This window comes from Methanoculleus sp. UBA430 (genome assembly GCF_002506585.1).
In the GTDB taxonomy this organism is placed as follows: Archaea; Halobacteriota; Methanomicrobia; order Methanomicrobiales; family Methanoculleaceae; genus Methanoculleus.
In genome coordinates this window covers 1-23684 of sequence record NZ_DAXW01000008.1, presented here as the reverse complement: position 1 = coordinate 23684, position 23684 = coordinate 1, and the positions used below count along the sequence as shown (strand labels likewise).

Below are 23684 nucleotides of genomic sequence, written 5' to 3'. Positions count from 1 at the left end.
ATCCTACCTCTCGTTGCACGCGACGCAGGGGTCGCTGCTGATGAACGTCGCCGTCACGTCCGCGATCGACGTGGCGTCGGGGATCATCGCGTGGACGCAGGCCTCGATGTTCATGATCGAGGGCGTCCTGATGGCGATATCGACCACCCTGCCGTAGTCGTCGGTCTTGATCGAGTAGGTCAGTTCCCCGCGGGGAGCCTCGCCGGCATACGAGGTCTCGCCCGCTTTGCAGAAGCCGCCGCCCCGGACGGGGCCGTCGGGGAGGGTTTCTATGCATTTCCGGATCAGGTCGATGCTCTGGAAGACCTCCTGGAACCTGACCATCACGCGGGCGAAGTTGTCGCCCTCGGTCCGGGTGACCTGGGTAAACCCGAGCTCCCGGTAGGTCGGGTGGCGAAGGCGCAGGTCGCAGACGACACCGCTCGCCCGGGCCGTTGGGCCGACGGTATGGGACCGGATCGCCTCCTCATGGTTCATGACCCCGATCCCCTTGCTCCGGAGCGCAATCAGGGGGCCGGTCTCGAAGATCCTGGTATGCCGCTGCATCTCCTCCTCCACCTTTGAGAGATCCGCAAGCATCGCCGCGGCGTCCTCGGGAAGGAGGTCGAACCGGACCCCGCCGGGGATCATGTAGGCGGTGTTGATCCTCGAGCCCGTGAGCCGTTCCAGGTTATCGAGGACGGTCTCCCGGGTGTTTAAGAGGTACATCGCGAGCGTCTCGTGCTCGATCGTGTAGCAGTAGGAGAAGTTCGCGAGGATGTGGCTTGCAATCCGGTCGAGTTCGTTTGCGACGACCCGGAGGTACGCCGCCCGCGGCGGCACGGCGATATCGCTGATCTCTTCCATCGCCTCGATGAAGACCATGTTGTGGATGACCGAGCAGATGCCGCAGACGCGTTCCGCAAGGAACATCACCTCCTGCCAGGGCCGGCCCCGCATGATCCGCTCGATCCCTTTCTTCATGTACCCGAGCTCGACCTCGGTCCTGAGCACCCGCTCGCCCGCCGTCTCGCACTTGAGGCGGACAGGCTCCTTCCAGCAGGGGTGCACAGGGCCGAGGGGGATGGATACGTCGACGGTCTTCTTCATTTCTGATTCTCCTCGTAGTCTTTGAATATCAGCGGCGCGACCGAGAGGATCGCAGAGAGGATCTCGGTCGGGCGGGGCGGGCAGCCCGGGACGCTTGCCGCGATGGGGATGTAGTTCTCGACGGGCGGCGTGGTCAGGGTGCCCCTCCTGTTATAGACGCACCCCGATATCGGGCAGTTCCCGATCGCGACGGCCACCTTCGGCTCCGGGATCTTCTCCCAGATATCGCGGAGTTTGTCCACCCACTGCGGGGTGACGGAGCCGATGACCAGGAGGACGTCGGCTTCCCGGGGATTGTTGTGGACGTAGATGCCGTACTGCTCGATGTCGTAGCGCGGCGCAAGGCAGGCGAGCACCTCGATGTCGCAGCCGTTGCACGACCCGACGTCGACGTAACTGACGTGGATCGACCGTGACCGGACGGCGTTCTTGATCTTCTGGAGGATATTCCTCACGAGAGGACCGCCTCCCGGACCCGTTCTTTTCCTCGTTCGAGCGCCTCGCCGGTGGCTGAACCTTCCTGTATCATTGCTTTTGTCTCGTTGTATATGGTCTGCATCACTTCCGTATCCACGAGCGGCACGAACCGGGTGAAGAGTTCGTAGCCGAGTTCTTCCGCGACCGGGTCGCCGTTATCGGCGTGCTCCTGCCCCATCTCCCACCGGGACTCGAGGTTCTCAAGCAGGGACATGTCGAACCGCCGGAGCATCGTCCGCCGGAGTTTCGCCTCGGTTATACCGAGGTGCCGGGCAATCGCCCGGACGGTCTCGTCGTGTCGTGTGCTCGCGAGAATGGTGTACTTCATCTGCCGGAGGTCTTTTTCGTAGAGGTAGCCGGTCATAGGTATCCTCCGGCCTTTGCGAGGGCATAACCGACGAAGAGCAAGATCACGAGCCAGACCACGGTCATCTCCATCTTCTTGAGCCGCTCCTCGTTTTCGGCGTAGTGGACGAGCGAGAGGGCGACAAGGATCCCGGAGAAGATCACTGCCTCGTAAAAGACCGTCCGGTTCGCCACCCACTGCACGGCCGCGATGACGATGTAGATGACCGCCCCTAAGAGCACCATCCTGCGGATCATGGCATCACCCACCAGAGAACCCCGGCATAGCCGACCATCAGCAGGGTGACGATCCCCTGGACGGTGACGCTGTCGAACGGCGAGAGCATGGGGGTCACCGCACAGACGAACGAGAGTGATACGAGGACGACCGTCATGATGACGAGGGCCAGAGAGAACGGCACGGCCCCGATGAAGATCGCGACGAAGGCGAAGAGGAGGACGAACGTCTTAAGCCCGTCGATGACGGAGATCCCGGCCCGCCAGACACCGAAGTGCTCGGTCTTGTAGCCGCTCACGAGTTCTTTGGACTCGACGATCGAGAAGGGGCCGTAGGGCAGTTTCGAGAGGATGACGATGTACATGGCTATCGCGGCGGGCGGTGCGATCAGGAGGAGCGGCCCGTGGATCGCCTGGTAGGCGATGATGTCACGGAGGAGGAGCGAGTCCGTGAAGAAGTAGATCGCCGCAATCGTGACGAAGAGCGGGATCTCGGAGGCCGCGGATATGACCGACCGGACGCCGCCGAACTTCCCGTAGGGCGACCCCGACGAGAGCCCGAACCCGTGCTCGACGATCTTGTGCAGCATGTAGATCGCAAAGAGGATCAGGATGCTCTCGCCCGCAAGGACGACGAAGAGCGCGGCGCTCCATATGCCGATGCCGATGAGCACGACCCCGACGTAGAGCAGGCTGCTCGCCGTCTTCGGGACCCAGGTGCTCTTGAACGAGAACTTCAGGGCGTGGAGGATCTCCTGCCAGACCGGGGGGCCCGGTCGCATCTGTACCCGTGCGATGACTTTCCGGTGGAGCCCCAGCAGGAGGAGGCCGAATGCTGCTGCAAATACCAGGTACTCGATCATATCAGTATCCTATGAAGGGGATGTCCTCTTCTCCGCCCGGCGCCCGCCACCAGAGCGCGAGGAAGAGCACCAGTACGGGAAAGGCGATCACGATGGCCGTCTCGGCCGCCCAGAGCGGTATGAGGGATGCCGCGAGCAGCCCCCATGCGACGACGATGACAAGGGCCGATGCCGCGAGTCCGTAGGTAATTGTCGTTTTCTTCATGGCAATCAGATGGTTATGACAATCTCCACGACGCGGAGGAAGATCAACAGCGACGAGAGGGAGCACATGATGACGTAGGGGGCGCCGGGCGCCCGGAACATCTCGGCCTTCGCCGCGTAGAACGGCGCCATCCCCTCTCCGATGACGCCGAGGGCGAGGAAGGCTTTCGCCACCAGCGGGACCGCAAAGCCGCCGCCCGCAAGGACCGATATCGCGAGCGTGCCGGTGGTCGCAGCGACCAGGGCCGCGCCCCCGAAGAGCGGCAGGGTGGCGACCATGGCGACGATGCCGTACTCGTATGCTGCGTTGAGGACGTGGCGGCTTTTGACCGCCGCGACGATGCCGATGTTTGCTATCCCGACGAGGGAGACGAAGAGCGTGAAGTTGAAGATGTCCCCGCTCCCCATCGCCCCCATCGTTGCAAGGCCGCAGGCGATCGCCATGAACCGCCGGAACCGCATCTCGGAGATAGTCGTCTCCTTCGCGTAGTAGGCGTCGCCCCCGAACGCTATGTCGATCTGCCGTTCAGGCCTGCTTGCGATGGCGAGGCCCGTAAAGATCAGCGCGAGCAGGAAGAGCGTGATCGTGTAGGGGGTGTAGTAATGGAGGATATCCCCGAACTCCAGCACAAAGAGAGGGTCACCGCCGATATCAGGCATTCGGACCACCCCGCATGGTGCCGATGAGCGACATCTTGGCCATGACCTTGACGAGGATCGCGGAGCCCGAGAGCATGACCGCGAAGAACCAGTACTGCGGGAGGATCATGAAGATGAAGAACGCGATGATCCAGAGCGCCCACGAGTAGCCGCTCGCCGTCTCGATCAGCTCGAACCGCTCGTTATGGCCGCGGCAGAGGAAGTAGAAGAGCACGCCGAGGCCGGCGACGACCCCGCCGGAGAACCCGGAGAGGACGATGCCGTAGACGACGAGGAGCGCGGCAAGGATGCCGGGCGCGCTCTCCATCACCTCGATCTGCAGGCCGGCGTCGGGCGGCCGCGTGTAGCCTTCCTTGATCCGGTAGATCTCCGAGAGCGCGATCAACTCGGACGTGCCGACGACAAGGCCCGGGAGGATGAGGGCCTCCGCGAGGTCGGTGCCGATCAGCGCGATGAACGCGAGGCTGACGACCTCGATGAGGTCCGTGAGGAGGAGGCGGTGGAGGCCGTCGGTCTCCCGCATCATGGCGAAGAACGCGACTCCCATCGCTGCGAACGCCACGAGGAGGCCGAGCGAGTAGTCCTGGATCATTCTTCCTCCCTCCGGTAGAGGTACGACGCGATCGCAAACGCGGTAAAGAGGATGCTCGTCTCGACGACGGTGTCGGCCCCCCGGGTGTTGTAGAGGATCTCGTCGATGATCCCGCCCGGGTGGGCGACGATCGTCGTGCCGATGTAGAGCGTGTTCTCCGCGAGGTAGAGCGAGAGCGGCGTTAAGTAGGTGGTGACGTAGCCCGCGTAGGGCGAGTTCTCCGGGTACTGGCAGATGACCTCCGTGGTGCCGAACGGCACGCCTCCCCGGTCGTAGGGGTAGAGCGCGCTTGAGGGGTCGAGCTGCGTCTTCGGGTAGAGCTGGTTCTCTTCAAATGCGAGCGGCAGGGAGAGGATGCCCACGAGGGAGACGATGATGCACGCGCCGGCGAAGAGCGCGGCGAGGTTCTTGAAGTTGGAGAGGACCCGTGAGATCCGCGTGATGATCAGCACGATGCATCCCTCCACTCCATCAGGCGGACGATGACGAACGTGCTGATCGCGGTGACGGCAACGAACGTCATGAGCGCCAGGGCTTCATCGTAGGCGAGCATGATGAGCAGGAGGCCCCACGCCGGTATCTCGAGGTTGATCAGCCGGGCGACGTAGGTCTTCGGTCGCACGAAGGCGACCGAGAGGACGCCGAGGGCGAGGATGACGAAACCGAGGATGAACGCGGTATTCACGTCTCGGCCCTCCGGACAGCCATCAGAACAAATATCGTCGATATCGGGGCGATGAGGGAGGCCACGATCGCGACGTCCAGGTAGCCGCGGTCCACGATGAACGGCAGGGCGCCGGAGACCAGGATCCCGAGCGCGATCAGCTTCGCGTAGGGGTCCTTGAGGAGCGCGGCGGAAAGAGCGCCCGCGAGCGCGATGAGCCCGAAGACGACCTGCAACTCGAAAATCACCGCTTCATTCCCCCGGCGTAGGTGCTTGCGATGGCGTTTGCCTCCAGCGTCGAGCCGACGAAGTAGGCTGCCGCCGCAATGAGGGTGATCGGGTGATCGAGCAGCAGGACGAGGCTGCCTGCGACGGCGAAGTTCAGGACGTTCGCGTACGGGAACCTTCGGCCGGTGTTCCGCTCGAGGATGGCTCGTGCGGCGGCAAAGACCGCGATCGCGGCGACGACGTAGAGCGCGATCACTCCCGGATCCTCCAGAGCCGTCCAAGGAGCCGACTCGCGTGGGTATGGGAGAGCCCCTGGATGGTGAGGATGGCAATCACCATCCCCGCGATGAAGTCCGAGGCGGCAAACCCGACCTGGGTGAAGCCGTAGACGACGAACGTGGCGAGGACCGCGCCGGTGGTCCCGGCGTAACCGGGGTCGTGGCAGATGCGGTTGCCGATGTAGACCATCAGGGCCGCCGCGAGCCCGCCGGGGATGCCGGCGACGTAGACGCCGCAGGCGGCAAGGAGCGTCCCGGCCGAGGCGTCGGGGGAGCAGACGATGTTCCCCATCATGGTGCCGCCGGAGAGATCGCCGCCGCCGGCCTCGATGTCCTGCGCGATGGCCGTGGCTCCGCTGACGCCCCCCGCCTCCGGCAATCCGAAGAAGATGTCGACGGTTACGAAGAGTATCCAGCTGATAATGGCCGCTGCCAGGATATGGAGGATCTCGCCCAGCATTTCAGTTCAACTACAGGAAAATACGGTTGATCAATTCAATAAAGGTTTTGTTGTTACCATTCAGGGCACGATTTTGCCCAAATACACCGGAGGCGCATCTCCGGTATGATGGCCCCGGGGTTACTATTGTATGCAATGTAATGGGCCATTATATACAATATATCTTTCCGGGGATCCTTTCGGGGCTGGATCCGGCCGCCACTGTCGTATTCAAGGTCCGGGGCAGAGTTTTCCAGAGCGGACACGGGGTGGATGATGCCGCGAGGGGCTGCCGGGAACTTCCTCACCGGTCGCGGTACGCACCGGGGAACAAGTATAATGCTCACGGCGCCGACATATATGGCACGCGGGGGTTGCCGAGCCAGGTCAAAGGCGCTGGATTTAGGGTCTTATACTAAAAAAGGTTCCTATATCTGACTTACATTCCACCCACGCGCGAGGGTTGCCGAGCCAGGTCAAAGGCGACGGATTTAGGGTCCGTTCTCGAAGGAGTTCAAGGGTTCGAATCCCTTCCCTCGCATCACCCTTTTAAGCAGACCTTTCGCAGGCAAGTTTTGTCCTAGCGATAGCCCATAGCCGGGGACCCTCTTGCCGACAGAGCTAGGCCGAGATCTATGAGACCTGTCCACAGCCGTGACCTAGCAGCAGGAGCGCGGAGTTATTCGCCCGGCCTGGACTTGGTAAAGAGGGCGATGAAGTATCTCACCCATATTGTGGATCTTTTTTAAGCGTCAACCGGAAGGCCGCCCCTTTCTCCGGCCGCCCTGCCACCCGGTCTTCGACCCAGACCCTGCCGCCGTAGCGCGTAACAAGCGTCCGGACGATGAAGAGGCCCAGCCCCTGGCCGCTCCCCCGGGCCATGCCCCGCTCGAACCGGGTGAAGAGTTTTCCTTTCACTGCATCCGGCACCCCGGGGCCGGTGTCCTCGACCGAGACAAGTACCTCACCGTCCCGCTCCTCGACCCGGACGGTGACTACGACTTCGGGACCGCCGTGTTTGACGGCGTTGCCGATAAGGTTCGCAAAGACGGTCGGCAGAAGGCCATCCGCCAGCACGCTGACCTCGGGGTCGACGTACCGGATGGCCGCGCCGGGGAAGGTCGCGATCTCTTCCCTGATGACCGCGTCGAGATCCACCGGCACGAGCCCCGTCTCCTCCTGAGCCCGCCGGAGAGTGGCGACATTCTGAAGGATCTCGCTGCTCCGGTGGATACTGGCGTGCAGTTTCTCCGTGTAATTCTTCAGATTGCCTTCCGCCATCTCGACCAGGAGGTCGGCGTACATGCTCGAGACATTGTTCGCGTTCCGGACATCATGGGTCATGATGTCGAGGTACATATTCGCCGTGTCGCGGGCCGCCTCCAATTCCTCGCTCTTCCGGATGAGATCGTCGGTGTGGCGTCGGAGAGCGTCCTCAACCCGTTTGCGGTCAATGAGATCCGCGGCCTGGCGCGCCAGCAGATCGACTGACCGCAGTTCGTTTGCTGTGGGGTCGTGCGGCTGGCACCAGTGCGTCGAGAGCATCCTGAGCAGGGTGCCGGAACGCGAGTAGAGCGGTGTGGTCTGCACGGCGCGGATGCCGGTTCGGAGGTACATCTCTCCATCGGCGCTGCCAGCCAGGAACTCGCAGTCCAGGACATCCGGGACGATCATGCGCTGCCCGGTGAAGAGGGCTTTACCGCAAGAACTCTCAGAGTCCGGGCGCACCCACTCCCAGAACTGTGCGGCCTCTTCGGTGAATCCACGGTGGCCGAGGAGCCGGAGTTCCCCCGCGGTTCCGCGTTCCGCGTACAGCATCTGGATGCTCGCGAAGTCGGCGTGCAAGATCGTCACCGCGGTATCGAGAATCTGTTCGTAAAGTGCCTCAACCCTGTCGGCCTGGATCAGTTGCGTGCTGACCTGCTGGAGGCGCCGGGCGGCGTCCAGCTCCGCCGCGAGAGATTGTTCGCTCTGCCGTAACGCTTCTTCCGCCCGCTTACGGTCGGTGATATCGAGGTTCACGCCGACCCAGCAGGTAGTGGCGCCCCCGGCATCGCGGACGGGCAGGCCTTTGGAGAGGATCGTATGGACCTTCCCGTAGCAGTCGATGATCCGGTGCTCGTGCTCCCAGGGGGTTCCGGTGGCGCAGCACCCCAGCCACCTGGCCATCATGGGCTCCACATCTTCGGGCACCAGACGCTTTGTCCAGCCGAATTGCTGCTGCTCCTCCTGGGTCATGTTCAGCAGATCGAGGAACGACTGGCTACAGTAGCGCACGCCGCCGTCGGGAGCGCAGAGCCAGACACCGTAGGGCACGGTCTCCCCCATGAGGCGGAACCGGCGCTCGCTCTCCCGGAGCGCCTCCTCTATTTGTTTCCGTTTGGTGATGTCACGTGCGTTCACCACATAACCCCGAACCGCCGGCTCGTTTAAGAGGTTGACGCCGGTCAGATCGAGATACAGCCAGTCTCCCGATCTATGACGAACCCGGACTTCAAGAGAGATCCGTTCTCCCGGCCTGGCGAGAGCATCGGAGAGGCTATCCAGCACCAACGTCAGATCATCGGGATGGACCAGTTCAGTGACCCTTCGTCCGATGAGTTCTTCGGGCGCATACCCTCCGATCAGTCTCACCGAGGGGCTTGCATACGAGATAAACCCCTCTGCGTCGAGAACAAGGACGATATCCGAGGCGTTCTCGGTGAGCAACCGGAACCGCTCCTCGCTCTCCTGGAGCGCCGCCTCCGCACGTTTGCGGTCGGTGATGTCCCTAGAGATGGAGAGGATAGCCGTTCTCCCCCGGTACGGGATGACCCGGGCCGAGGCCTCGATAGGAATGTGCCTCCCGTCGCGGGTCACGTGGGCGGTCTCGAAGACCATGTGGCCGATCTCCATGACCATCCCGATCCGGTCGGACACGAGAGCGGCAAACTCCGGCGGGACGATCTCCGTGAGATTCATGGCCAGCAGTTCTTCCCGCGAGTAGCCGAGGCGCTCGACTGTCGCCCGGTTCACGTCGAGGAGTCTCCCGTCGAGATCGTGAATGAGGAGAGCGTCGCCCGCGCTCTCAAAGAGAATGTGATATTTCTCCTCGCTCTCCCGGAGGGGTTCTTCTGCCTGCTTCCGCCCAGTAATGTCCTGGAACCGGACAACTCGCATGCCCCGGAACGGCTCTTCCTCTACGGCGGTGCCTGAAACAAGGAAACGGCGCTCCCGGCCGTCAGGCGGCAGGATCGTGCAGGCGAATTCGATACTGGTGTCCTGCGCCGAGAGTGACGCTGCTATGCGGTCCGTGCAGGCCTCGTCCATAATGCACGGCGCGAGGTGTTGGCGCACAAACCGACCCACATTGCTGCCGTGGATGGTATTCCGGTCGATGCCGAGAAGGCGCTCGAGCGAGCGGTTGATCCACGCCACCCGGCATTTCCGATCGACGAGGATCACTCCCTCGATGAGCGCATCGAGAATGACTGATGCTGAGAGTAGTCCTGACGAAGAGAAGTGGGGTGGATTCATTGCGTCGGTACTCCTGCAGATTCAAAATACATTTTTATTAAGAATAGCGCATAAAATTATTCGCTAGATGAAGAGATGAGGATAAGGGTCCGATCCGTCTGAAACCACCGTGGTTTGGTTCCGGGGTCCGGTTGGGCATTAAAGAGTCATTTGTTCATGGGAATAAAAGGGTTTGCTTTGTATCACCGTCACCGCCCGCGAGGGGATTGTTGGCCTGATCGAGCGGGTCAGGATTTTGCGTTCTCCTCTTTTCCTTCGTCGTCAGGAGTGTCCCACTCCCGGCCCCCCCCAAGGAGGGAACCAGTCCATGGCGATAGCCTGCAACCGGGGACCATTTTACCGATAGAGCCCGGTTTCGATCACAAGACCAACCAACAGCCGTCACGAAACGAGAACCCGCCAAGTGAGGGAGGGTGTCCAGGGGCACCAGACACCAAAAAGCAGGGCGATGGCCCGACACGAACGTCGCAAGCAAGAACCGGCTCCACCATTCCTCCAGCCCGTGACCCCTCGTTCATGACGGCTCGCGGGGACCCTCCACCGGCAGACCTCACTCCCTCCGGTCAGCGAGGGTCGCGCCTCCGGCGCTGCACTTCGTGCCCCCTCGCCGCCCTCCGCTCGTGGCGTCTGCCTAGTCTTCTCTTCCGGTATGGGACCTCTGACGACCATGACCGGCTCGGAACTCGCCGGTCATCGTCTGCTAGGAAGTGCTCGTCACGTCGTGCTGCGCACCACGCTCCTCGCACGGAGGGGTGGCGCAAGGCCATCCCTCAAACAGACCCCACCGCCCGGCGCTCCGCGCCTCCTCGCTCACACCTTCGGTGTTCATGCTCCGGCCCTATGGCCCGTCGCAATTCGCACCTGACGGTGCTCGAACTCCGTTCCTGATGGAACGTCGTTTCGCCCCCTCAGGGGCGGGCAGTGCAGGGCGATAGGCCGTGGATGGGGAGAACCAACTGACCGGACCGGATCGAACCATCTGAAAAACTCGTAATAGAGGGGGGGCCCCACAGGGCCACCGCCTCCCGCGCGGAGCACGGTGCGATAACACGGTGCGGAGCGCGCACCCTGCAGGCGGCGGCCGGCGAGTTCCGAGCCGGTCGCGGCCGTCAGAGTGCCCGGACAGGAAGAAGAGATCAGGCAGACGCCACGACCGCGAGGGAGTGTGGTCTGCCGGTCAAGGCCCCCACCGGCAGTCTCCATACCCCAAAAAAGTTGGATCTTTAGCATCGTGAACAGATGCTGCCCACTCACTCCTCAGCGATACCCCGCTTCCCGCAGATCTGCACCACCTTCTCCGGCTCATACCGCAGCGCAACCTCGCTCGTCCTCCCGCCGGCCTGCACCCGGATCAGATCGACCAATCGCAGCGAGTCAAGCTTTCGGAGTTGCCGGGAGAAGACCGTGTAGCCGACCTTCGGCGTCTCCTCTACCCGGCCGTAGATCGCGCCGGAGACCAGCGGGCCAGATTGTTCCTGCGACAACTCCGCGATCCTCTGGAGCAGCAGCCGCTCGTCCGTTGAGAGCGCCCGGATCGTGCAGGCGAGGTGGATGTGCTTCGCCTGCTCATAGGCCTTCGCGATATCCTCCTCGATGACCTCGGTGCGGGCGGCGCACTCTGCATTCAGCACCGCCCGCTTCACCAGGTCAAGCCCCACCCGGACATCGCCCGACTCCATCGTCTGCTCGACGATGCGGTCGAGCATCTGTACTGAGAACACGCCGGGGTAGAGCCCGATCCGGATCCGGTCCTGGAGGATGCCCCGGATCTCGTCGGCGTCGTAGGGCGGGAAGTAGATGTCGGAGGGGCGAAACGGCGAGAGGACCCACTTGCTCAGGTCGGCGGCAAGGTCGAGGTTCATGTCGCTCACCGTCGCAAAGACCGCCGCCCGGGCGCCCGGATAGTCCTGGTGCAGCCGGAGCAGGGAGTTGACGACATCCCCGAGCGTGTTGTTGTAGTGGAGCAGGTTCGCGTCGTCCAGGCAGACGATCAGGCTCTTCTCCTGCCGTTGCAGGGCGCCGCCGATCGCGTCCATCACCGACCTGATCGAGATCCCGGTCCGTGCCGGAGCGTGGCCGACGATCGCTGCGTAGACCCGGGAGAAGACCATGTACTTCGTCCGGTCGTTCTGGCAGTTCACGTAGACCGGCACGATCTTCTTCGTGGTCTGTTCGAGCTCGGTAAAGATCCGGAGCACGCTGGTCGTCTTCCCGGTCCCGGGCAGACCCCTGCAGATGGCGTTCAACGCCCGCCCGCCTTCGAGTGCGGGGCGGATCTGGTAGGCAAGGTCTTTGAGCTGGCTTTCGCGGTAGTTGAAGAACTCTGGAGCGTAGTCGATCTCGAAGACATCAATGCTCCGGAAGAGTGTCTGGTCAGACATGAGGAGTCGCGTTCGCATACAAGGATCGTCGGGAGGCGGTTATTTAAGCGGGAGCCGTGCGCATGGTGAAAGTGAAATTGGGGTTGTGCCGGGAGGACTTCTGCACCCATATCGCCGCTGCTGTGTCCGATAGAGGCACTGTGCGCGAGGATTCAGTGTGACCGATCACCCCGCCGGCCCGGCCACCGCACCTTCATGAGGAGGTCGAGGTCCGAATAGACCAAAAAATTATACCCTTCATCCACCCAGAGAGAAACTATGAAAGTGTCCTGCTGGTCCAACGGTACCCCGAACGGGCATACCGGCGCAGGGTACGGCATCCGGATCTCATACGATGATCGCGACCGCTACTTCCAGAGGAGCTGGGGCTCAGTGGAGGTCGTGCTCGATAATGGCGAGGTTGTCGACGTGTCACTGTCTGAAAAATTCTGGGCAACCTGTCCTGAACTCAAGAGTGCAGTGATTGGGAGATGGATGCTGGATCTGGGGGTCATCCCTTGGGCAAAGGGTAAGCCGCCGGAGTTTGACTTGGAACCCATCGGAGACCGGAGATTCCGGCTGGCCTGGGGTTGAAAGAGGATTTTCTGCCCCCTCACCCCCCACCGAGCACCTTCACCAGCACCGCCACCACCCCGCCGACGACCCCGCCGGCGCCGGCGCTCACCGTCGAGAGCCGCCGCTCCTCGCCCACTTTCTCGGCTCGCCAGCCCTCCAGCGCCCGGAACCGGGCCTCAAACGCCTCGTCCTGCGCCTCCATTTTCTGCAGCGCCCGGCAGATCCACTTTACATCCCGGTTCGTCTCGTAAACGAGCTCCCTGGTAGTCTTTTCCCCGGTCATCCTGGTAACCCTCCCGGAGGACTATGTGCCACCGGACCCCAAAAGATTGACCGTAAAGGATATAGGTAGGAGTCCGGGCCAAATTCACGGTCTAAGATAAAGTCAGGCTAATATTACTGGAAGGCATATCCTATGCTTGTCTGTCATATTCCCGGGAAGCCTGGCAGGCATGGAGAACCAACCATGGCAGACTTCGTGCAGAAGACCGTCAACAAGACGGCGGTCCGGGATCTCGCTGTCCCGATCGCCGATGTAACGTCGTTCGACAACCTCATCGAGACCGTCATCGATGACAATCCCTTCGGGTGCGTCGGGTATACCGGCTCCGACGGCCAGCCCGTCGCTGCGGTCGTCCGGAACCGCGAGCACTACACCGCGAAGGTGGACTTCATCGACGGCGAGGGGAAGAGGGTCGGGAACGTCTCCCTGCAGTCCCCCTCGATCACCGCCTTCAACGCGAACGCCGCGGAGGCTCTTGCGAACGCGACCCTCGCGGCCGCGATGGGCGGGGACGCCGAGCGCAACTTTGCCGGCGAGACCTACTACGCCCAGCTCAAGTGCCACGACCCGTCCGGTGACGACTACTACGTCACCTTCACCCGGAAGACCATCCGGATCTCGTCCTACCAGGACGACGCCATCCGGACTGCCGTCGAGACCTGGGCGGACGCCGTGCCCGCCCTGGCGTGAGAGGGGGAGAATCCCCCTTTCCTGCCAGAGAAAAGTTCATTTTGTCAAACTTACTTCCAACTCTATCACTGTTACTGGCCACAGGATTAACGCCTTATTTTCAGCCAAATTTTGGAAAATATTAGGTTTTATCCGAGATCTTGTGAACCTACGAGATGTCGAAACGCCGTGAGTCTACACTAAACGAGGGAGGGCGCCTTGAACCAAAAATCGGTCGTTAGTCTCCACCTTCATTTACGTTCAGACTTTTAATTATCGGGGAGAAGAACTCACGAAACATCTTAAGATTATTTTCTATCCACTCGAATTGTTCGTGCCATTCAGAAGTGTCTGCAGGATCCGTCATCGGTCGAACCAACCGGATGAGGTGATCAATCCGCTCTGGCCGATAGATCCACTCAATATGGGGATTCAGTTTCTCTGCCGCAACCTGCTCAAAGTTTTCCTTTATTTGCTGGAAATATTCATTTTTGTGCTGACCTCCAACCCAAATCTCGACATCAATCCATTTTTCACGCTGATGAATTTTTGCGGCCAGTGTAAAGCCGCTTTTTCCAATCCCATATGCTATCCAATTCTGCGGATACGGTTTCCGGGGTTTCAGCTTTGAGCAGACGCTTTCGAGATACTCGTTAAAGCCACTCCAATACTCTAACTGGATTCCTTGCGAATCCGTCAATTCCGAAGGTTGTCTTGATGCATGAATCGACTTCGTCCATTCATTGGGTTTGGATACGACATTGAATCGAGGTGCGGGTGAGGAATCTCCAATTCTCCATAATTCAACCTCAATGCCAAAAAAATTGAGCGACTCTTCTGAGATTTGATTGAGCCAATCGAGTGCAGCACGATGCTCATCGGTAAACCTTCTGGCGATCCAGACGATGGTCTTCGCCTCAAGTCCAGCACTATACGTAATTATCTGGCCAAGGTGCGAGTGATCTGTCTTCTCAAGCTGGTTTTCAATGAGCACGTATGTATTGGTGGCCGGATCTCTTGCAAGAATGTCAGCTTTGTAAGGACCCACCCCCTGCTCAGTACTGACGGGTTCCAGTTCCATCCCAAGAGCATCACCCAAGATCTCAAGGTTTTCAGTCTGGGCAAGCCAGGGCGTAAAATCCCGCGCCTCATCTAACCAACCAGCGCGGAGATCAACCTCTTCTAGTCTCCCAAAATGATTTCTAACCATTCATCTCGCTCCGTTTAGAAGGGGTATTTGAATTAACTCGGGAACAACAATAGTAAGTCTAAACCTTTCCTAAAATTTATAATTGCCCGCCTGTGCCTATTGCTCAATCACCGCTTCCAAATCCCCCATCAGTTCACTACACCTGATATAGAGGGAGTTGTAAGCCATCTACTTCCAGTTTATGTGGCGTCACCCTCAAGCAGACCGCTCACACAGGCAATGTACCTCCCGGCATCGGTGATGTGAACAGAAAAGCGCCTGCCGCTCCAGATGCGCGTGATGTAGCCTGCAGCCTCCAGTTTGTACAGGTATTTTCGGTTCGTCCTGTTGAGAAGTTCCCGGTTCTTCGAGCCCGAGCTGTATTCGCCAGACTTGTTTCTCTTTTCGGGCGGCAATTCGTCATATCCTTCAAATCCTTGCTTGTGGAAAAAGCCGAAGAGGTCCTCGCTGGTCATCCCCTCCCCCCGCCGGTAGAGCTCGCACAGCAGCAGCTGGCACTCGGCGTCCGGCATCATGATGGAGAAGTTATACAGCGGTTCGACCTGCCCGGTCTCCACGATACTCAGACCGTGGTCCGCCTCGAGTGCGGCATCGTCACCCGTTGCATAGCGGTCCGCATGCACATAGTACGCCCTAACCCCATGCACCATCGCCGCCATGGTGACGGCCACCGACGTCATCCTGCCGCAGGCCGACATGTTGATGAGGACATCGTTCCCCTGCCGCTTCTCTCTCACAATCAGGGAGGAGACGACCCGGAGCACATCAAGGATGTCAAACATATTGCAGTAGGCGACCTCAGGGCGGACACCTGCCGCCAGCAGCCCCTCACAGACCCTCTTCGTATAGTGGCGCTGCTTCTCCAGCATCTGCTCATCCAGGTCGGCGTTGTCCGGGACCACGATGACGTACGCACGCTCGGCCCGGTATGTATTAAACGGCTTTACGGCCCGGTCGATCTCGTGGCCGAGCGGGATCAGGTGAACCCGCTCGTTCAGGCCATCGGCCCTGGCAGGCCGGATCGGATCAGAAGTTTTCACAATATTCACAATAGTCACGTGAATTTTTTAATTGTTTCCCTGTGCGTATACAACAATGGGACAGGGCGACGGGGGAGCCCTGCTCACACGAGGAACCAGAAATGAACAACCAGAATCTCAAAACATCGGTAAAAGACTGTATCGACGACCTGATCGAGACCTGCGACTTCCCGGATCTCTACCGCACGTATGCGTGGAAGCGGGATCTCTGGCAGAACGGATTCCCTGACATCTGCCGGCTTGAGCGTGAGGTTGGCGACGCTGCAAGAGCCGGGACGCTCTCTGAGGAACACCTGAAAGCGATCGCGCGGTGGGGCGGGTTGCCGAACATCGAGCGGATCCGGGCGCCTGCTCCGATCCGGATCGCCCTCTTTGAGGATGGAAAGGTTGCCCGATGGGCGCGGGAGAGCCCGGAGAACGCTATCCGTGTACTTGGCGGCCAGATCCGGGGGTTTGGCCCCACTTATACCAGCAAGCTCCTGCGGTTCGCAGCGCCGGAACTTTTTGGAGCGATCGACACCCGGATTGTCCGGGTCTTCGGTGCGGGGGACACCGCCCACCTGCACCTCCTCGACCTGACCGCAACACCCGTCGATGGGCGCTGGGCGATCCTCTCCGGCCAACAGGGCTGGCCGGAAGAATACGGCACATGGACCGCCATCCTGACCTACGCAGCAGCAGAGCTCAATGCAGCAGGCCAACCATGCCCGCATCCGGAGGCGCTCACCAATGCGGGTCTTCGCGAGCGCGGGATCTGGCTGAACGCCGATGTGGAGATGGCATTCTTTAATTATGCCTCGGAGAAAATCCAGAACATAAGGAGGGATTGACATGGATACCCCTGAAGAACGCTCACAGGAAGCAAACAAACTGAGAAAGAACGGAAGGTACGAGGATGCCCTGGAGATCTATCGTGAACTCTGGGACAGCCAGCATCACAATGGATATACTGCTGCAGGCCTGCTGCACTGTCTCAGGAAACTGCGCCCCATCAGCGAGGCGATGACCTTCGCCGACGATATCGCCGCGCGTTACCCCGATCACAACTGGGTAAACCTGGAGGTCGCATGGACATATGTCGGCTATGTCGAAGAGATGGCAGATAACGGGGCATCTGTCCCGGTGCTCCACGCCTGCGGAGAGAAGGCCCTCTCCAGAAACCCACCCCCACAGGCGGTGAGCCATATCGCCTTCGCCATCATGAAACCGGCAAAGGGTTCCAAAGACTGGAATCTGCTGGCAACATGGACGTCCCGGGTCGATCCCTCGCTGCTCAGCCCGGCGGGGATGAAACTCCCCGATGGAAAAGAAGGTTGGAGTTACCTTGCCCGCTGGTATCACTACCGGAACTTGGGGCTCATTGGCACCGGGCGCGCGCAAGAAGCCCTTCCCCTCTGCCGTGAAGCGATCGAGAAGTTCCCCAACCAGTACAAATTCTTTGCATCCGACCTCGCCAAAGCGTATGCAGGCATCGGTGAATACGAAAAGGCGGCAGAAACGTTTGACGAGCTCTGCCGGAACGTCCGGCCGGACTACTACGACCTCTTTGAGTATGGAAAAGTTGTCCACCAGCTCGGCCGCCCGGAAGAGGCGCTGGCACTGATGGCCCGGGCCGCGAAGGCAGGGCAGCGCCCGGAGTTCATGGTCGGCTACTTCATGGAGATGGGTGACATCTTCAAGCAGGTCGGTCGCCTGGACGCGGCCCGGGACCACTATACGCTGGTCACAGCCCTGCGGATGCGGATGTCGTGGTCCATCCCTCCTGAATTGCAGCAGCGCCTCGATGAGAACGCCATCTCTTCAATCGAGGATTCTGTCGAGGAACTCACCTATCGGTGCAGCCGCCACTGGAGCAGCTGCGAAACCGAGCAGAGTCCCCTGACGGTGCAGCATGAGCGGGAAAAGCCGCTTGCAGAGGGGGTAGTTGGCAGGATCTTTCTCGGGCATCCGGAGCGCGAGTACTTCTTCATCAACCCGCCGGACGCTGACGGATACATCGGGTTCAAGAACGAGCTCACCTGGGCACCGGAGGACCTGAGCCAGGTTGTATTCGACGTTGTTCCATCGTTTAACCGGAAGAAGAATGAGTGGGCTGCAAAGGCGGTGAACGTCCGGCCGATGGACGATACTGCAGCGAGATAAGGCATAAGAGACAGGAGCGTGCCAGATGTGCAGATAACCATCATCGCCGGGTTCGAGGCGGGCGATATCGATACCTATGAGATCGCACCGGCGGTCCTCGAGATAGTGGTCGATCCGGAGAGAGGGCATGCCGTGAACGACCTCCTCCTTGACCACTTGATCAGGGGGAACTTCCGGTACACTGCAGAGCCGATACTCGACCGGTTCCGGATTGCAATCGGCCAGTATAGCGACCTTGACCGCATTGAGGAGGCGCTCGCGGAGATCGCAGCACTGGAATACGATGAGGCTTCATACAACGCCATCGATGTCTATGCCGTACGGGATCTTGTCAGGGAACTGCGGCAGCAGCGGGAGGAGACGATCGCGAGAAAGGAGACTGACACGATCGAGGATGAGATCGCGACAGGGGTCTACGGCGGCGAGTATTGAGATCCCTTCTTTTCAAAGTGAGCGATTGTTTGTAGGAGGGTCAGTGTTGGCACTCTTTTCGTAAACAGCCGCCACGAAGCGAGGCCTCGCTGAGCGAGTGAGGGCGTCTGCGGTTCCGTACACCGGGAAGAACTAGGGTGATGTTCCGAAGCGAGCACCGCGAGTGAGGAATCTCGCCCGATCGCACAGTTTGTGCATCCAAGAACCTAAGTATTCAAACTCAGTCAGTTTGGGAGCAAAAAGGGTATTTATGGCGGAAACTCGATTTATCACGCATGGCTCGCGAGATAAGCATAAGGGGGCGAGAGGTACTGGGGAAAAGCAGCAACGTAAACGAATCAGAAAACCGTTGCAAATTACCCTATCCGACGAAGCTCTCAGCATCCTGAAAAGTACGGGTTACCCAGCTTCCCGTGTAATTGAAAAACTCATCTTAAACACATATTCGGAAACGCATCCGATTTGCCTGCAATTAGGGATATCAAGATGTGCTTGCTGTAATGCAAACGGGAGAACCCCGCCGTGCGGAGGCAACTCATCCCCACAATTGAAAACAGATCGCAATCTCTCCGCAGTTTCACGGACCCAAACGAAGAAAGAACTCCTGCCGGAAGCGCCGCTCCCGCAAGAGACGCTCAACGCCGTATGGGAGCAGCACAAAGGCCCCTGGATGGCATGGCTGAATAACCGCGTAATGGGCAAGAAGTTGTCGGACAGGAGCGCCAAGGACTATTTCACAGGAGTACGGACGCTTTTCGAAACGAACCGTATCGGCAAACCCTCAGCGTGCGATGCGATCGCATTTGGGGACAAACAATCGAGAGGGCTGCGAAATTTCTTCAATTACCTGGAGGATGAGGAGATCACGTATCTTGCAGGCTACTCGTTAGAGAATTGGAGACGGAAAGTACGGATCACGGCATCGGGAAAGGATAGGGTATTCCCCGAGACCGAAGATATCATCGAGGCGTATATGCATCTTCCCGATGAGGTAGTCACCGAATTCAAGCTTCTGGTCTATACCGGGTGCCGGTTCTCCCACGGTTATGAGGTGCTGAAGAATATCCATCATCTGAAGATAGAGAGAGCCGGGAACATTGCATACATCAACACGGAGCCGCTAACGAAGCATACGAAGCAGACGTTCGCCATTTTTTTCCCTGCCAGTTTCATCGAAGAGTTACAGGACTTCAACCCGGATTCGATGCAGCATCCATCAACCATAGTGAGGAAGATCCAGCACGAGAAAGTGTCCGTCAAAACCATTCGGAAATGGCATTTCAACGTCTTGAGGAAGAAGGCCCGGATAGATTCTGCGATCGCGAACTTCATGCATGGCAGAGGGCAATCGAATGTCGGCGATGATGTCTACCTCGAACAGATTGGGTTTGCAATAGAAGAGTATCCGAAAGTATTGCCGTTCGTCCCAGATTTCAATTAGACGAGAAATAAATGAAGAGAATATTTGCGGCGGCTCGTAGGGTGTATAGTGGTTTAGGTTGAGCTCAATCACTGTGAGACTACACCTCGATAATCAATCCAGTATCTCATTCATTAATTTTTGTGTAATCTTTCCCTCAAGGATTTCCCGACGTTTCCTAAAAGAAAGAAATTCCTCCTCTTTATTGATGCAATCCGCTTCTCCTCCATCGGCACGCTCTTTTAAAAAACAGAGGTTTTCAACAGCATTTCTCAATTTTCGATTAATTAGTTGGGGAAATATCTCCTGCATGATATTGATATTGCCTAGACAAAGGTTTCCGAATTCTTGCATATCGATTTCTGCCTTAATTTTATTAATTATTTCATCAACTCTCTGCTCATCCTCAAAAAATGAATTATAGGCCTTAAACAACTTACTCCGCATCGGACTCCCCAATGCATATATTTCCAGTTCATCGATCTTACTATCAGAATTAGCATATGAAACCGGGAAATTTAAGACCATATTATTGCGTGAATCTCTTATCATACTCCGAAAACTTATTCTTCCATCTTTGTCCCCAGCCAGTAACTTGAGGGTTTCAACGAAATGCATTCTAGGGTCTACCTTTCGATCAATCCATCTCTTTACTTCATATCCATCATCTCTAGCACGAGTTGAATTGTTGTCGGGAAGGCTTGAATAGAACTTTTCAAAGCTCAACTCTTCATCCATCATCGCAGATATCCTTTTAGAAAAAAGGGCGATTTTGGTCGCAATCCTCTCATCATGTCTCTGGAGATAATACTGAAACACCCCTAGAAGAATTCCAAATGATGCAACAATTTCAAAGAAATAAGCACCAGGTGAGTAGTTCAACGATCCAGTAAGGTTTTCTATTAGATAATAAAGCCCGAATACTCCCAACCAGATCAAGAATACCGGAAATGTTTCATAGATCGTATTTATCACAAATTGTTTGAAAACAATTGGAATTGCCTTTAACGGGAAATCCGTCAGGAATTGATACAGCTTTTTAACTTTGGTGACAGCACCCCAATTCATAGGAGCACTGGATACTTCCTTCTCTCTATTCCTATCCACGACAAGGAATAACCACTGAATTTTCAAGACACATATTGAGACTCCTCCTGCAATTAAAAAGGGGATGATAGACGCGTTAAAGAGAAATTTCCAAAAGAATATTCCGACAAAAAGATTGGCGAGGCAGAAACTGATGCCTTCAAACCATCGTAATATTTTCAAAATAAAATTCATGTAACCAATCACTGGTGGGTTTAATATAGGCCTATAAAAACCCACCGTAACACATATCACAAGATATTACCGCTTATCCCAAATTTTGAGGAGACAGCAAGGACAAGACAAGCAAAAAATCCAGAATGATAAATTAAAGCATAAAGACAGCCACGAGCATGCCCGGCGCCAGCCGGTGATGCGAGTGGCGGGCAGAGAGCAGCCGTCACGCTGCGAGGCCGTGCCGAGCGAGGGAGGGCGCCCGCGGTCCAGTACACCGCAAAGCACCAGGGCGATGTTCTGCCGCGACCGCAGGGAGCAAAGAATCTCGCCCGGCCGCTCCCGCCCTCGAAAAAGAAGAGGCCTCCTCACCACACCCGGTGAGGAAGTCCGCCGCCCGCTGCGCATCCGCGGCCGCCCGGATTACGTCGGCCGCCGAACCATCGCGGATATGCCGGAGCCAGCCGGCGATGTAGGCCGCCTGATTCTCAGCCACCGGCACGTCGGTGCCGGTCATGGCGCAGAGGAATCGTGACCGTCCGCCAGGAGGGGCACGAGCCTCAACGCGGAGCGGTGGGGCTGGCGGCGCCCATCTCCGCCGTCAACTCCTCCCGGCTGTACCGCTCGCTCCCGAACCGGATCGGCTCCGTGATCCCCGGCCGATTCAGCCGGGAGGCGTGGCCGGTCCAGTGGGTCAACTCGTGGAAGAAGGCCGCGTAGTAGGCCTCCGGGGAGGCGAACCGGTCCGGTGCCGGCATGGCGATCCGGTCGCCGGCCGGGTAGTAGGCCGGCTCGCCCGGACCGACCCGAGGCCGGTTGCGGGCGATGAGGTCCTCGCAGGTGGCGACCGGCCGGACCTCGCCCGCCTGCTCGACCTCGATACCCTCGCACTGCGAGAGGTTGAAGACCTTGTAGTAGCGGACCAGCGGCCGGTCGCGCTGGAGCGCCACCGTCACCTGCTCGCCGTTCTCGTTGACGACCTTCTCCGTGTCGAAGCAGGACCAGAAGACCACCATCCCGCTCGCCTTCTCCCCGCGCCGGACGTGACCGCCCGCCCGCCGGATCTGGTTGTAGGTGCCCCACCAGGTGTGGCCGGAGAGGAGGAGGCGGTTGATCCCCCGGTAGGGTTTGCGGGTGGCGATGTTCATCGGGGAGAGGCTCTCCCAGGTCTGCCGCCAGGGGACGGTGCCGGCCTCGAGGGAGGAGAGGATCCGGTCCCGGACCACCTCATACACCGATACCATGCTTCAGGCCTCCCACTCGTAGCCGCACGCCGGACAGACGTAGGCAGCGATCACCGGGTAGGAGCAGGGCGCTCCCCAGAAGGTCTCCCGCTCCCGGTGCGTCCGGCAGTGCTCTTCCCCGACGACGGCGCCGCACCTGTCGCAGGTGGTCGTCATCATTCGTCTCCCCTCCGGCGGGGAACCAGCACGGCCCGCGGGCCGGTCTCGTAGGGCGACACGAGGGCGACGAGGTCCGGGGCGCCCTGCTCTTCCTGCTCATCGTCGCCGTGCCGAAAAACAGGGAGGGTAAAGGACGGCATCAGAAGAACCTCCCGTTGCCGTAGCGCTCGTCCTCCTCCGCGGCCTGCCGGACGCAGAACGCAAGGCCGTACTCCGCGACCTGGCTCCGGTAGTGCTCCCGGATCCGCTCGGCCTTCTGCCGGCACTCCTCGGCCGCCAGCCTTGCGAGCCGGTCCCGGAACCCGTCCAGTTCTGCAGCCTGCTCGTCGTACTCTGCCATCTTCAGCAGGGCGCGGTAGGGGATCGCGTCGGTAAAAGAGAGGGGGCGCCCGGAAGGGTTAAGGGGCTGCCCGCCGATCATGTCTGTGCAGGGGCTCGTGGTGGCGCTAGCGTCGGACCAGGACATTTACGCCACCTCGAACACTGCCGCTTTTCCGATACTCCCGTTGACGACCTGCAGGAGCTGTGACTTGATCACCGTGCAGAGCGCTCCCTCGGTCAGGTGCAGGTTTACCGCTTTTCCCGTCGCGCTCGGCATCGCGTAGCCGTGCTGCCGGCCGTCCTCGCCGACCAGGCAGTTGTTGTCGAAGTGGAACGCTCCGACCGTGTCGATCTCCACCCGGAGCCGGCCGTCGTAGAGGGCCAGCCTGCCGATTTTCTTGAATGTCATCTCTCGATTCCTCCAGTGAGCGTCTCTCGGCTCACTATTATAGTATAGGCGGGCTGAGTATTTAAATGTATGTGTAATACACATACATAACACATACAATAGAATTTATCCGTATGGGCATCGTATGTGATAGTAATGAGTAGCGAAGTTTTCGAGATCCGGATCAATGCCTATGGGATGGCTGACAAAAAGGTGACAAAGCACGGGAACAGCGCTCACGTCTACCTGCCGGCCGAATGGGTGGGGAAGAAGGTGAAGGTTCTTCTCCTTGAACCGGTCGAGGAAGAGTAAGGGGCGGCCGGGTCCCGCCGGACGGGCGAGCGCCCTCGCTTGGGTGCGCTTCAGAACATCGCCCGCTTATCTTTTGATGCCCGGCATCCAGGATGCCCTCGCCCCGCTCGGCGTGGCCTCGCGGTGCAACGGCTGCCCCCACGTTTGCTCCATAATGGAGGGGAACACAGATCCCCATGAACAGGCCGGAGGGATACTTGCCTATCCCTCCGGCCGGGCCCTATCGCCACGGACTGCCCGCCCCCCGAGGGGGTGTCAACGTCGGAATAAGACTCC

31 protein-coding genes and 1 tRNA gene are annotated in these 23684 nt (G+C 59.2%); 8 read left to right on the top strand and 24 right to left on the bottom strand.

Annotated features, from left to right (window positions below):
- Window positions 1-3 precede the first annotated feature (3 nt).
- From BRA49_RS06110 to BRA49_RS06050, 13 genes are read right to left on the bottom strand one after another with little or no spacing between them, the layout of a single operon-like run.
- Window positions 4-1089: a nickel-dependent hydrogenase large subunit gene (locus BRA49_RS06110; protein WP_292384406.1), complete on the bottom strand. Its 1086-nt coding sequence runs from the start codon at window positions 1087-1089 to the stop codon at window positions 4-6.
- Window positions 1086-1544 carry an NADH-quinone oxidoreductase subunit B family protein gene (locus BRA49_RS06105; RefSeq protein WP_292384405.1) on the bottom strand — a complete coding sequence of 153 codons (459 nt, stop codon included), beginning with the start codon at window positions 1542-1544 and terminating at the stop codon, window positions 1086-1088. Before BRA49_RS06105 ends, BRA49_RS06110 begins: the two co-directional genes overlap by 4 nt.
- Window positions 1541-1930, bottom strand: coding sequence for a DUF1959 family protein (locus BRA49_RS06100; RefSeq protein WP_292384404.1), 390 nt, complete (start codon window positions 1928-1930; stop codon window positions 1541-1543). Before BRA49_RS06100 ends, BRA49_RS06105 begins: the two co-directional genes overlap by 4 nt.
- Complete coding sequence (locus BRA49_RS06095; protein ID WP_292384402.1) at window positions 1927-2169, bottom strand: hypothetical protein; 243 nt, start codon at window positions 2167-2169, stop codon at window positions 1927-1929. The genes BRA49_RS06100 and BRA49_RS06095 overlap by 4 nt, the downstream gene beginning before the upstream one ends.
- Complete coding sequence (locus BRA49_RS06090) at window positions 2166-3011, bottom strand: respiratory chain complex I subunit 1 family protein (RefSeq protein ID WP_292384400.1); 846 nt, start codon at window positions 3009-3011, stop codon at window positions 2166-2168. Before BRA49_RS06090 ends, BRA49_RS06095 begins: the two co-directional genes overlap by 4 nt.
- Before the next feature lies 1 nt (window position 3012).
- On the bottom strand, window positions 3013-3216 hold the full coding sequence (locus BRA49_RS06085) for a hypothetical protein (RefSeq protein ID WP_292384399.1): 204 nt from the start codon (window positions 3214-3216) through the stop codon (window positions 3013-3015).
- A gap of 5 nt (window positions 3217-3221) precedes the next feature.
- On the bottom strand, window positions 3222-3875 hold the full coding sequence (locus BRA49_RS06080) for a hypothetical protein (protein WP_292384398.1): 654 nt from the start codon (window positions 3873-3875) through the stop codon (window positions 3222-3224).
- Window positions 3868-4467: an EhaG family protein gene (locus BRA49_RS06075; protein WP_292384396.1), complete on the bottom strand. Its 600-nt coding sequence runs from the start codon at window positions 4465-4467 to the stop codon at window positions 3868-3870. The genes BRA49_RS06080 and BRA49_RS06075 overlap by 8 nt, the downstream gene beginning before the upstream one ends.
- Window positions 4464-4919: a DUF2106 family protein gene (locus tag BRA49_RS06070; protein ID WP_292384395.1), complete on the bottom strand. Its 456-nt coding sequence runs from the start codon at window positions 4917-4919 to the stop codon at window positions 4464-4466. The genes BRA49_RS06075 and BRA49_RS06070 overlap by 4 nt, the downstream gene beginning before the upstream one ends.
- A complete protein-coding gene (locus tag BRA49_RS06065; RefSeq protein WP_292384393.1) occupies window positions 4913-5152 on the bottom strand; it encodes a DUF2107 family protein in 240 nt (79 codons plus the stop codon). The genes BRA49_RS06070 and BRA49_RS06065 overlap by 7 nt, the downstream gene beginning before the upstream one ends.
- Window positions 5149-5379, bottom strand: a complete 231-nt coding sequence (locus tag BRA49_RS06060; RefSeq protein WP_292384392.1) for a DUF2108 domain-containing protein — start codon at window positions 5377-5379, stop codon at window positions 5149-5151. Before BRA49_RS06060 ends, BRA49_RS06065 begins: the two co-directional genes overlap by 4 nt.
- Entirely contained in the window at window positions 5376-5615 is a 240-nt protein-coding gene (locus BRA49_RS06055; RefSeq protein WP_292384390.1) for a DUF2109 family protein, read from the bottom strand. Before BRA49_RS06055 ends, BRA49_RS06060 begins: the two co-directional genes overlap by 4 nt.
- Window positions 5612-6097 carry a hypothetical protein gene (locus BRA49_RS06050; protein WP_292384388.1) on the bottom strand — a complete coding sequence of 162 codons (486 nt, stop codon included), beginning with the start codon at window positions 6095-6097 and terminating at the stop codon, window positions 5612-5614. Before BRA49_RS06050 ends, BRA49_RS06055 begins: the two co-directional genes overlap by 4 nt.
- A 435-nt stretch (window positions 6098-6532) precedes the next feature.
- Between BRA49_RS06050 and BRA49_RS06045 the strand changes: the two genes are divergently transcribed.
- Window positions 6533-6617: transfer RNA gene (locus BRA49_RS06045), tRNA-Leu, on the top strand.
- Between the two features lie 182 nt (window positions 6618-6799).
- On the opposite strand, the gene BRA49_RS06040 is transcribed toward BRA49_RS06045, so the two are convergent.
- Together BRA49_RS06040 and BRA49_RS06035 are read right to left on the bottom strand one after the other, a co-directional pair.
- Window positions 6800-9592 (bottom strand): PAS domain S-box protein, encoded by a 2793-nt coding sequence (locus BRA49_RS06040; protein ID WP_292384386.1) that lies wholly within the window; start codon window positions 9590-9592, stop codon window positions 6800-6802.
- A gap of 1250 nt (window positions 9593-10842) precedes the next feature.
- Window positions 10843-11991 (bottom strand): ORC1-type DNA replication protein, encoded by a 1149-nt coding sequence (locus BRA49_RS06035; protein WP_292384384.1) that lies wholly within the window; start codon window positions 11989-11991, stop codon window positions 10843-10845.
- Window positions 11992-12231: 240 nt separating this feature from the next.
- Between BRA49_RS06035 and BRA49_RS06030 the strand changes: the two genes are divergently transcribed.
- Window positions 12232-12546 carry a hypothetical protein gene (locus tag BRA49_RS06030; RefSeq protein ID WP_292384383.1) on the top strand — a complete coding sequence of 105 codons (315 nt, stop codon included), beginning with the start codon at window positions 12232-12234 and terminating at the stop codon, window positions 12544-12546.
- Between the two features lie 19 nt (window positions 12547-12565).
- Here the strand turns inward: BRA49_RS06030 and BRA49_RS06025 are convergent, their stop codons facing one another.
- A complete protein-coding gene (locus BRA49_RS06025; protein ID WP_292384381.1) occupies window positions 12566-12811 on the bottom strand; it encodes a hypothetical protein in 246 nt (81 codons plus the stop codon).
- Between the two features lie 183 nt (window positions 12812-12994).
- On the opposite strand from BRA49_RS06025, the gene BRA49_RS06020 reads away from it, so the two are divergent.
- Window positions 12995-13501: a hypothetical protein gene (locus tag BRA49_RS06020; RefSeq protein ID WP_292384379.1), complete on the top strand. Its 507-nt coding sequence runs from the start codon at window positions 12995-12997 to the stop codon at window positions 13499-13501.
- Between the two features lie 217 nt (window positions 13502-13718).
- Here the strand turns inward: BRA49_RS06020 and BRA49_RS06015 are convergent, their stop codons facing one another.
- Entirely contained in the window at window positions 13719-14690 is a 972-nt protein-coding gene (locus BRA49_RS06015) for a DUF4268 domain-containing protein (RefSeq protein WP_014867131.1), read from the bottom strand.
- Window positions 14691-14869: 179 nt separating this feature from the next.
- Entirely contained in the window at window positions 14870-15730 is an 861-nt protein-coding gene (locus BRA49_RS06010) for a DUF6293 family protein (RefSeq protein ID WP_238320542.1), read from the bottom strand.
- A 101-nt stretch (window positions 15731-15831) separates the two neighbouring features.
- On the opposite strand from BRA49_RS06010, the gene BRA49_RS06005 reads away from it, so the two are divergent.
- The 4 genes from BRA49_RS06005 (at window position 15832) to BRA49_RS05990 (ending at window position 19745) form a co-directional block, all read left to right on the top strand.
- Window positions 15832-16560 carry a hypothetical protein gene (locus BRA49_RS06005; protein WP_292384372.1) on the top strand — a complete coding sequence of 243 codons (729 nt, stop codon included), beginning with the start codon at window positions 15832-15834 and terminating at the stop codon, window positions 16558-16560.
- Window position 16561: 1 nt separating this feature from the next.
- Complete coding sequence (locus BRA49_RS06000; protein WP_292384371.1) at window positions 16562-17872, top strand: tetratricopeptide repeat protein; 1311 nt, start codon at window positions 16562-16564, stop codon at window positions 17870-17872.
- 18 nt (window positions 17873-17890) lie between these two features.
- The gene (locus tag BRA49_RS05995) at window positions 17891-18304 is read left to right on the top strand and encodes a hypothetical protein (RefSeq protein WP_292384370.1); all 414 of its coding nucleotides are present in this window, start codon (window positions 17891-17893) and stop codon (window positions 18302-18304) included.
- Between the two features lie 547 nt (window positions 18305-18851).
- Window positions 18852-19745 (top strand): integrase, encoded by an 894-nt coding sequence (locus BRA49_RS05990; protein ID WP_292384369.1) that lies wholly within the window; start codon window positions 18852-18854, stop codon window positions 19743-19745.
- 93 nt (window positions 19746-19838) lie between these two features.
- On the opposite strand, the gene BRA49_RS05985 is transcribed toward BRA49_RS05990, so the two are convergent.
- From BRA49_RS05985 to BRA49_RS05960, 6 genes are all read right to left on the bottom strand, one after another.
- Entirely contained in the window at window positions 19839-20831 is a 993-nt protein-coding gene (locus tag BRA49_RS05985; RefSeq protein WP_292384368.1) for a hypothetical protein, read from the bottom strand.
- A gap of 713 nt (window positions 20832-21544) precedes the next feature.
- On the bottom strand, window positions 21545-22228 hold the full coding sequence (locus tag BRA49_RS05980; protein WP_292384367.1) for an ArdC family protein: 684 nt from the start codon (window positions 22226-22228) through the stop codon (window positions 21545-21547).
- Window positions 22229-22231: 3 nt separating this feature from the next.
- Window positions 22232-22387: a hypothetical protein gene (locus BRA49_RS05975; protein WP_292384366.1), complete on the bottom strand. Its 156-nt coding sequence runs from the start codon at window positions 22385-22387 to the stop codon at window positions 22232-22234.
- Window positions 22384-22527 carry a hypothetical protein gene (locus tag BRA49_RS05970; protein WP_292384365.1) on the bottom strand — a complete coding sequence of 48 codons (144 nt, stop codon included), beginning with the start codon at window positions 22525-22527 and terminating at the stop codon, window positions 22384-22386. Before BRA49_RS05970 ends, BRA49_RS05975 begins: the two co-directional genes overlap by 4 nt.
- The gene (locus BRA49_RS05965; protein ID WP_292384364.1) at window positions 22527-22853 is read right to left on the bottom strand and encodes a hypothetical protein; all 327 of its coding nucleotides are present in this window, start codon (window positions 22851-22853) and stop codon (window positions 22527-22529) included. Before BRA49_RS05965 ends, BRA49_RS05970 begins: the two co-directional genes overlap by 1 nt.
- Complete coding sequence (locus BRA49_RS05960) at window positions 22854-23117, bottom strand: hypothetical protein (protein ID WP_292384363.1); 264 nt, start codon at window positions 23115-23117, stop codon at window positions 22854-22856. It abuts the gene before it with no gap.
- A 135-nt stretch (window positions 23118-23252) separates the two neighbouring features.
- Here BRA49_RS05960 and BRA49_RS05955 point away from each other — a divergent pair, with 135 nt between their 5' ends.
- Window positions 23253-23408: a DUF2080 family transposase-associated protein gene (locus BRA49_RS05955; protein WP_209727393.1), complete on the top strand. Its 156-nt coding sequence runs from the start codon at window positions 23253-23255 to the stop codon at window positions 23406-23408.
- Window positions 23409-23684: the final 276 nt, after the last annotated feature.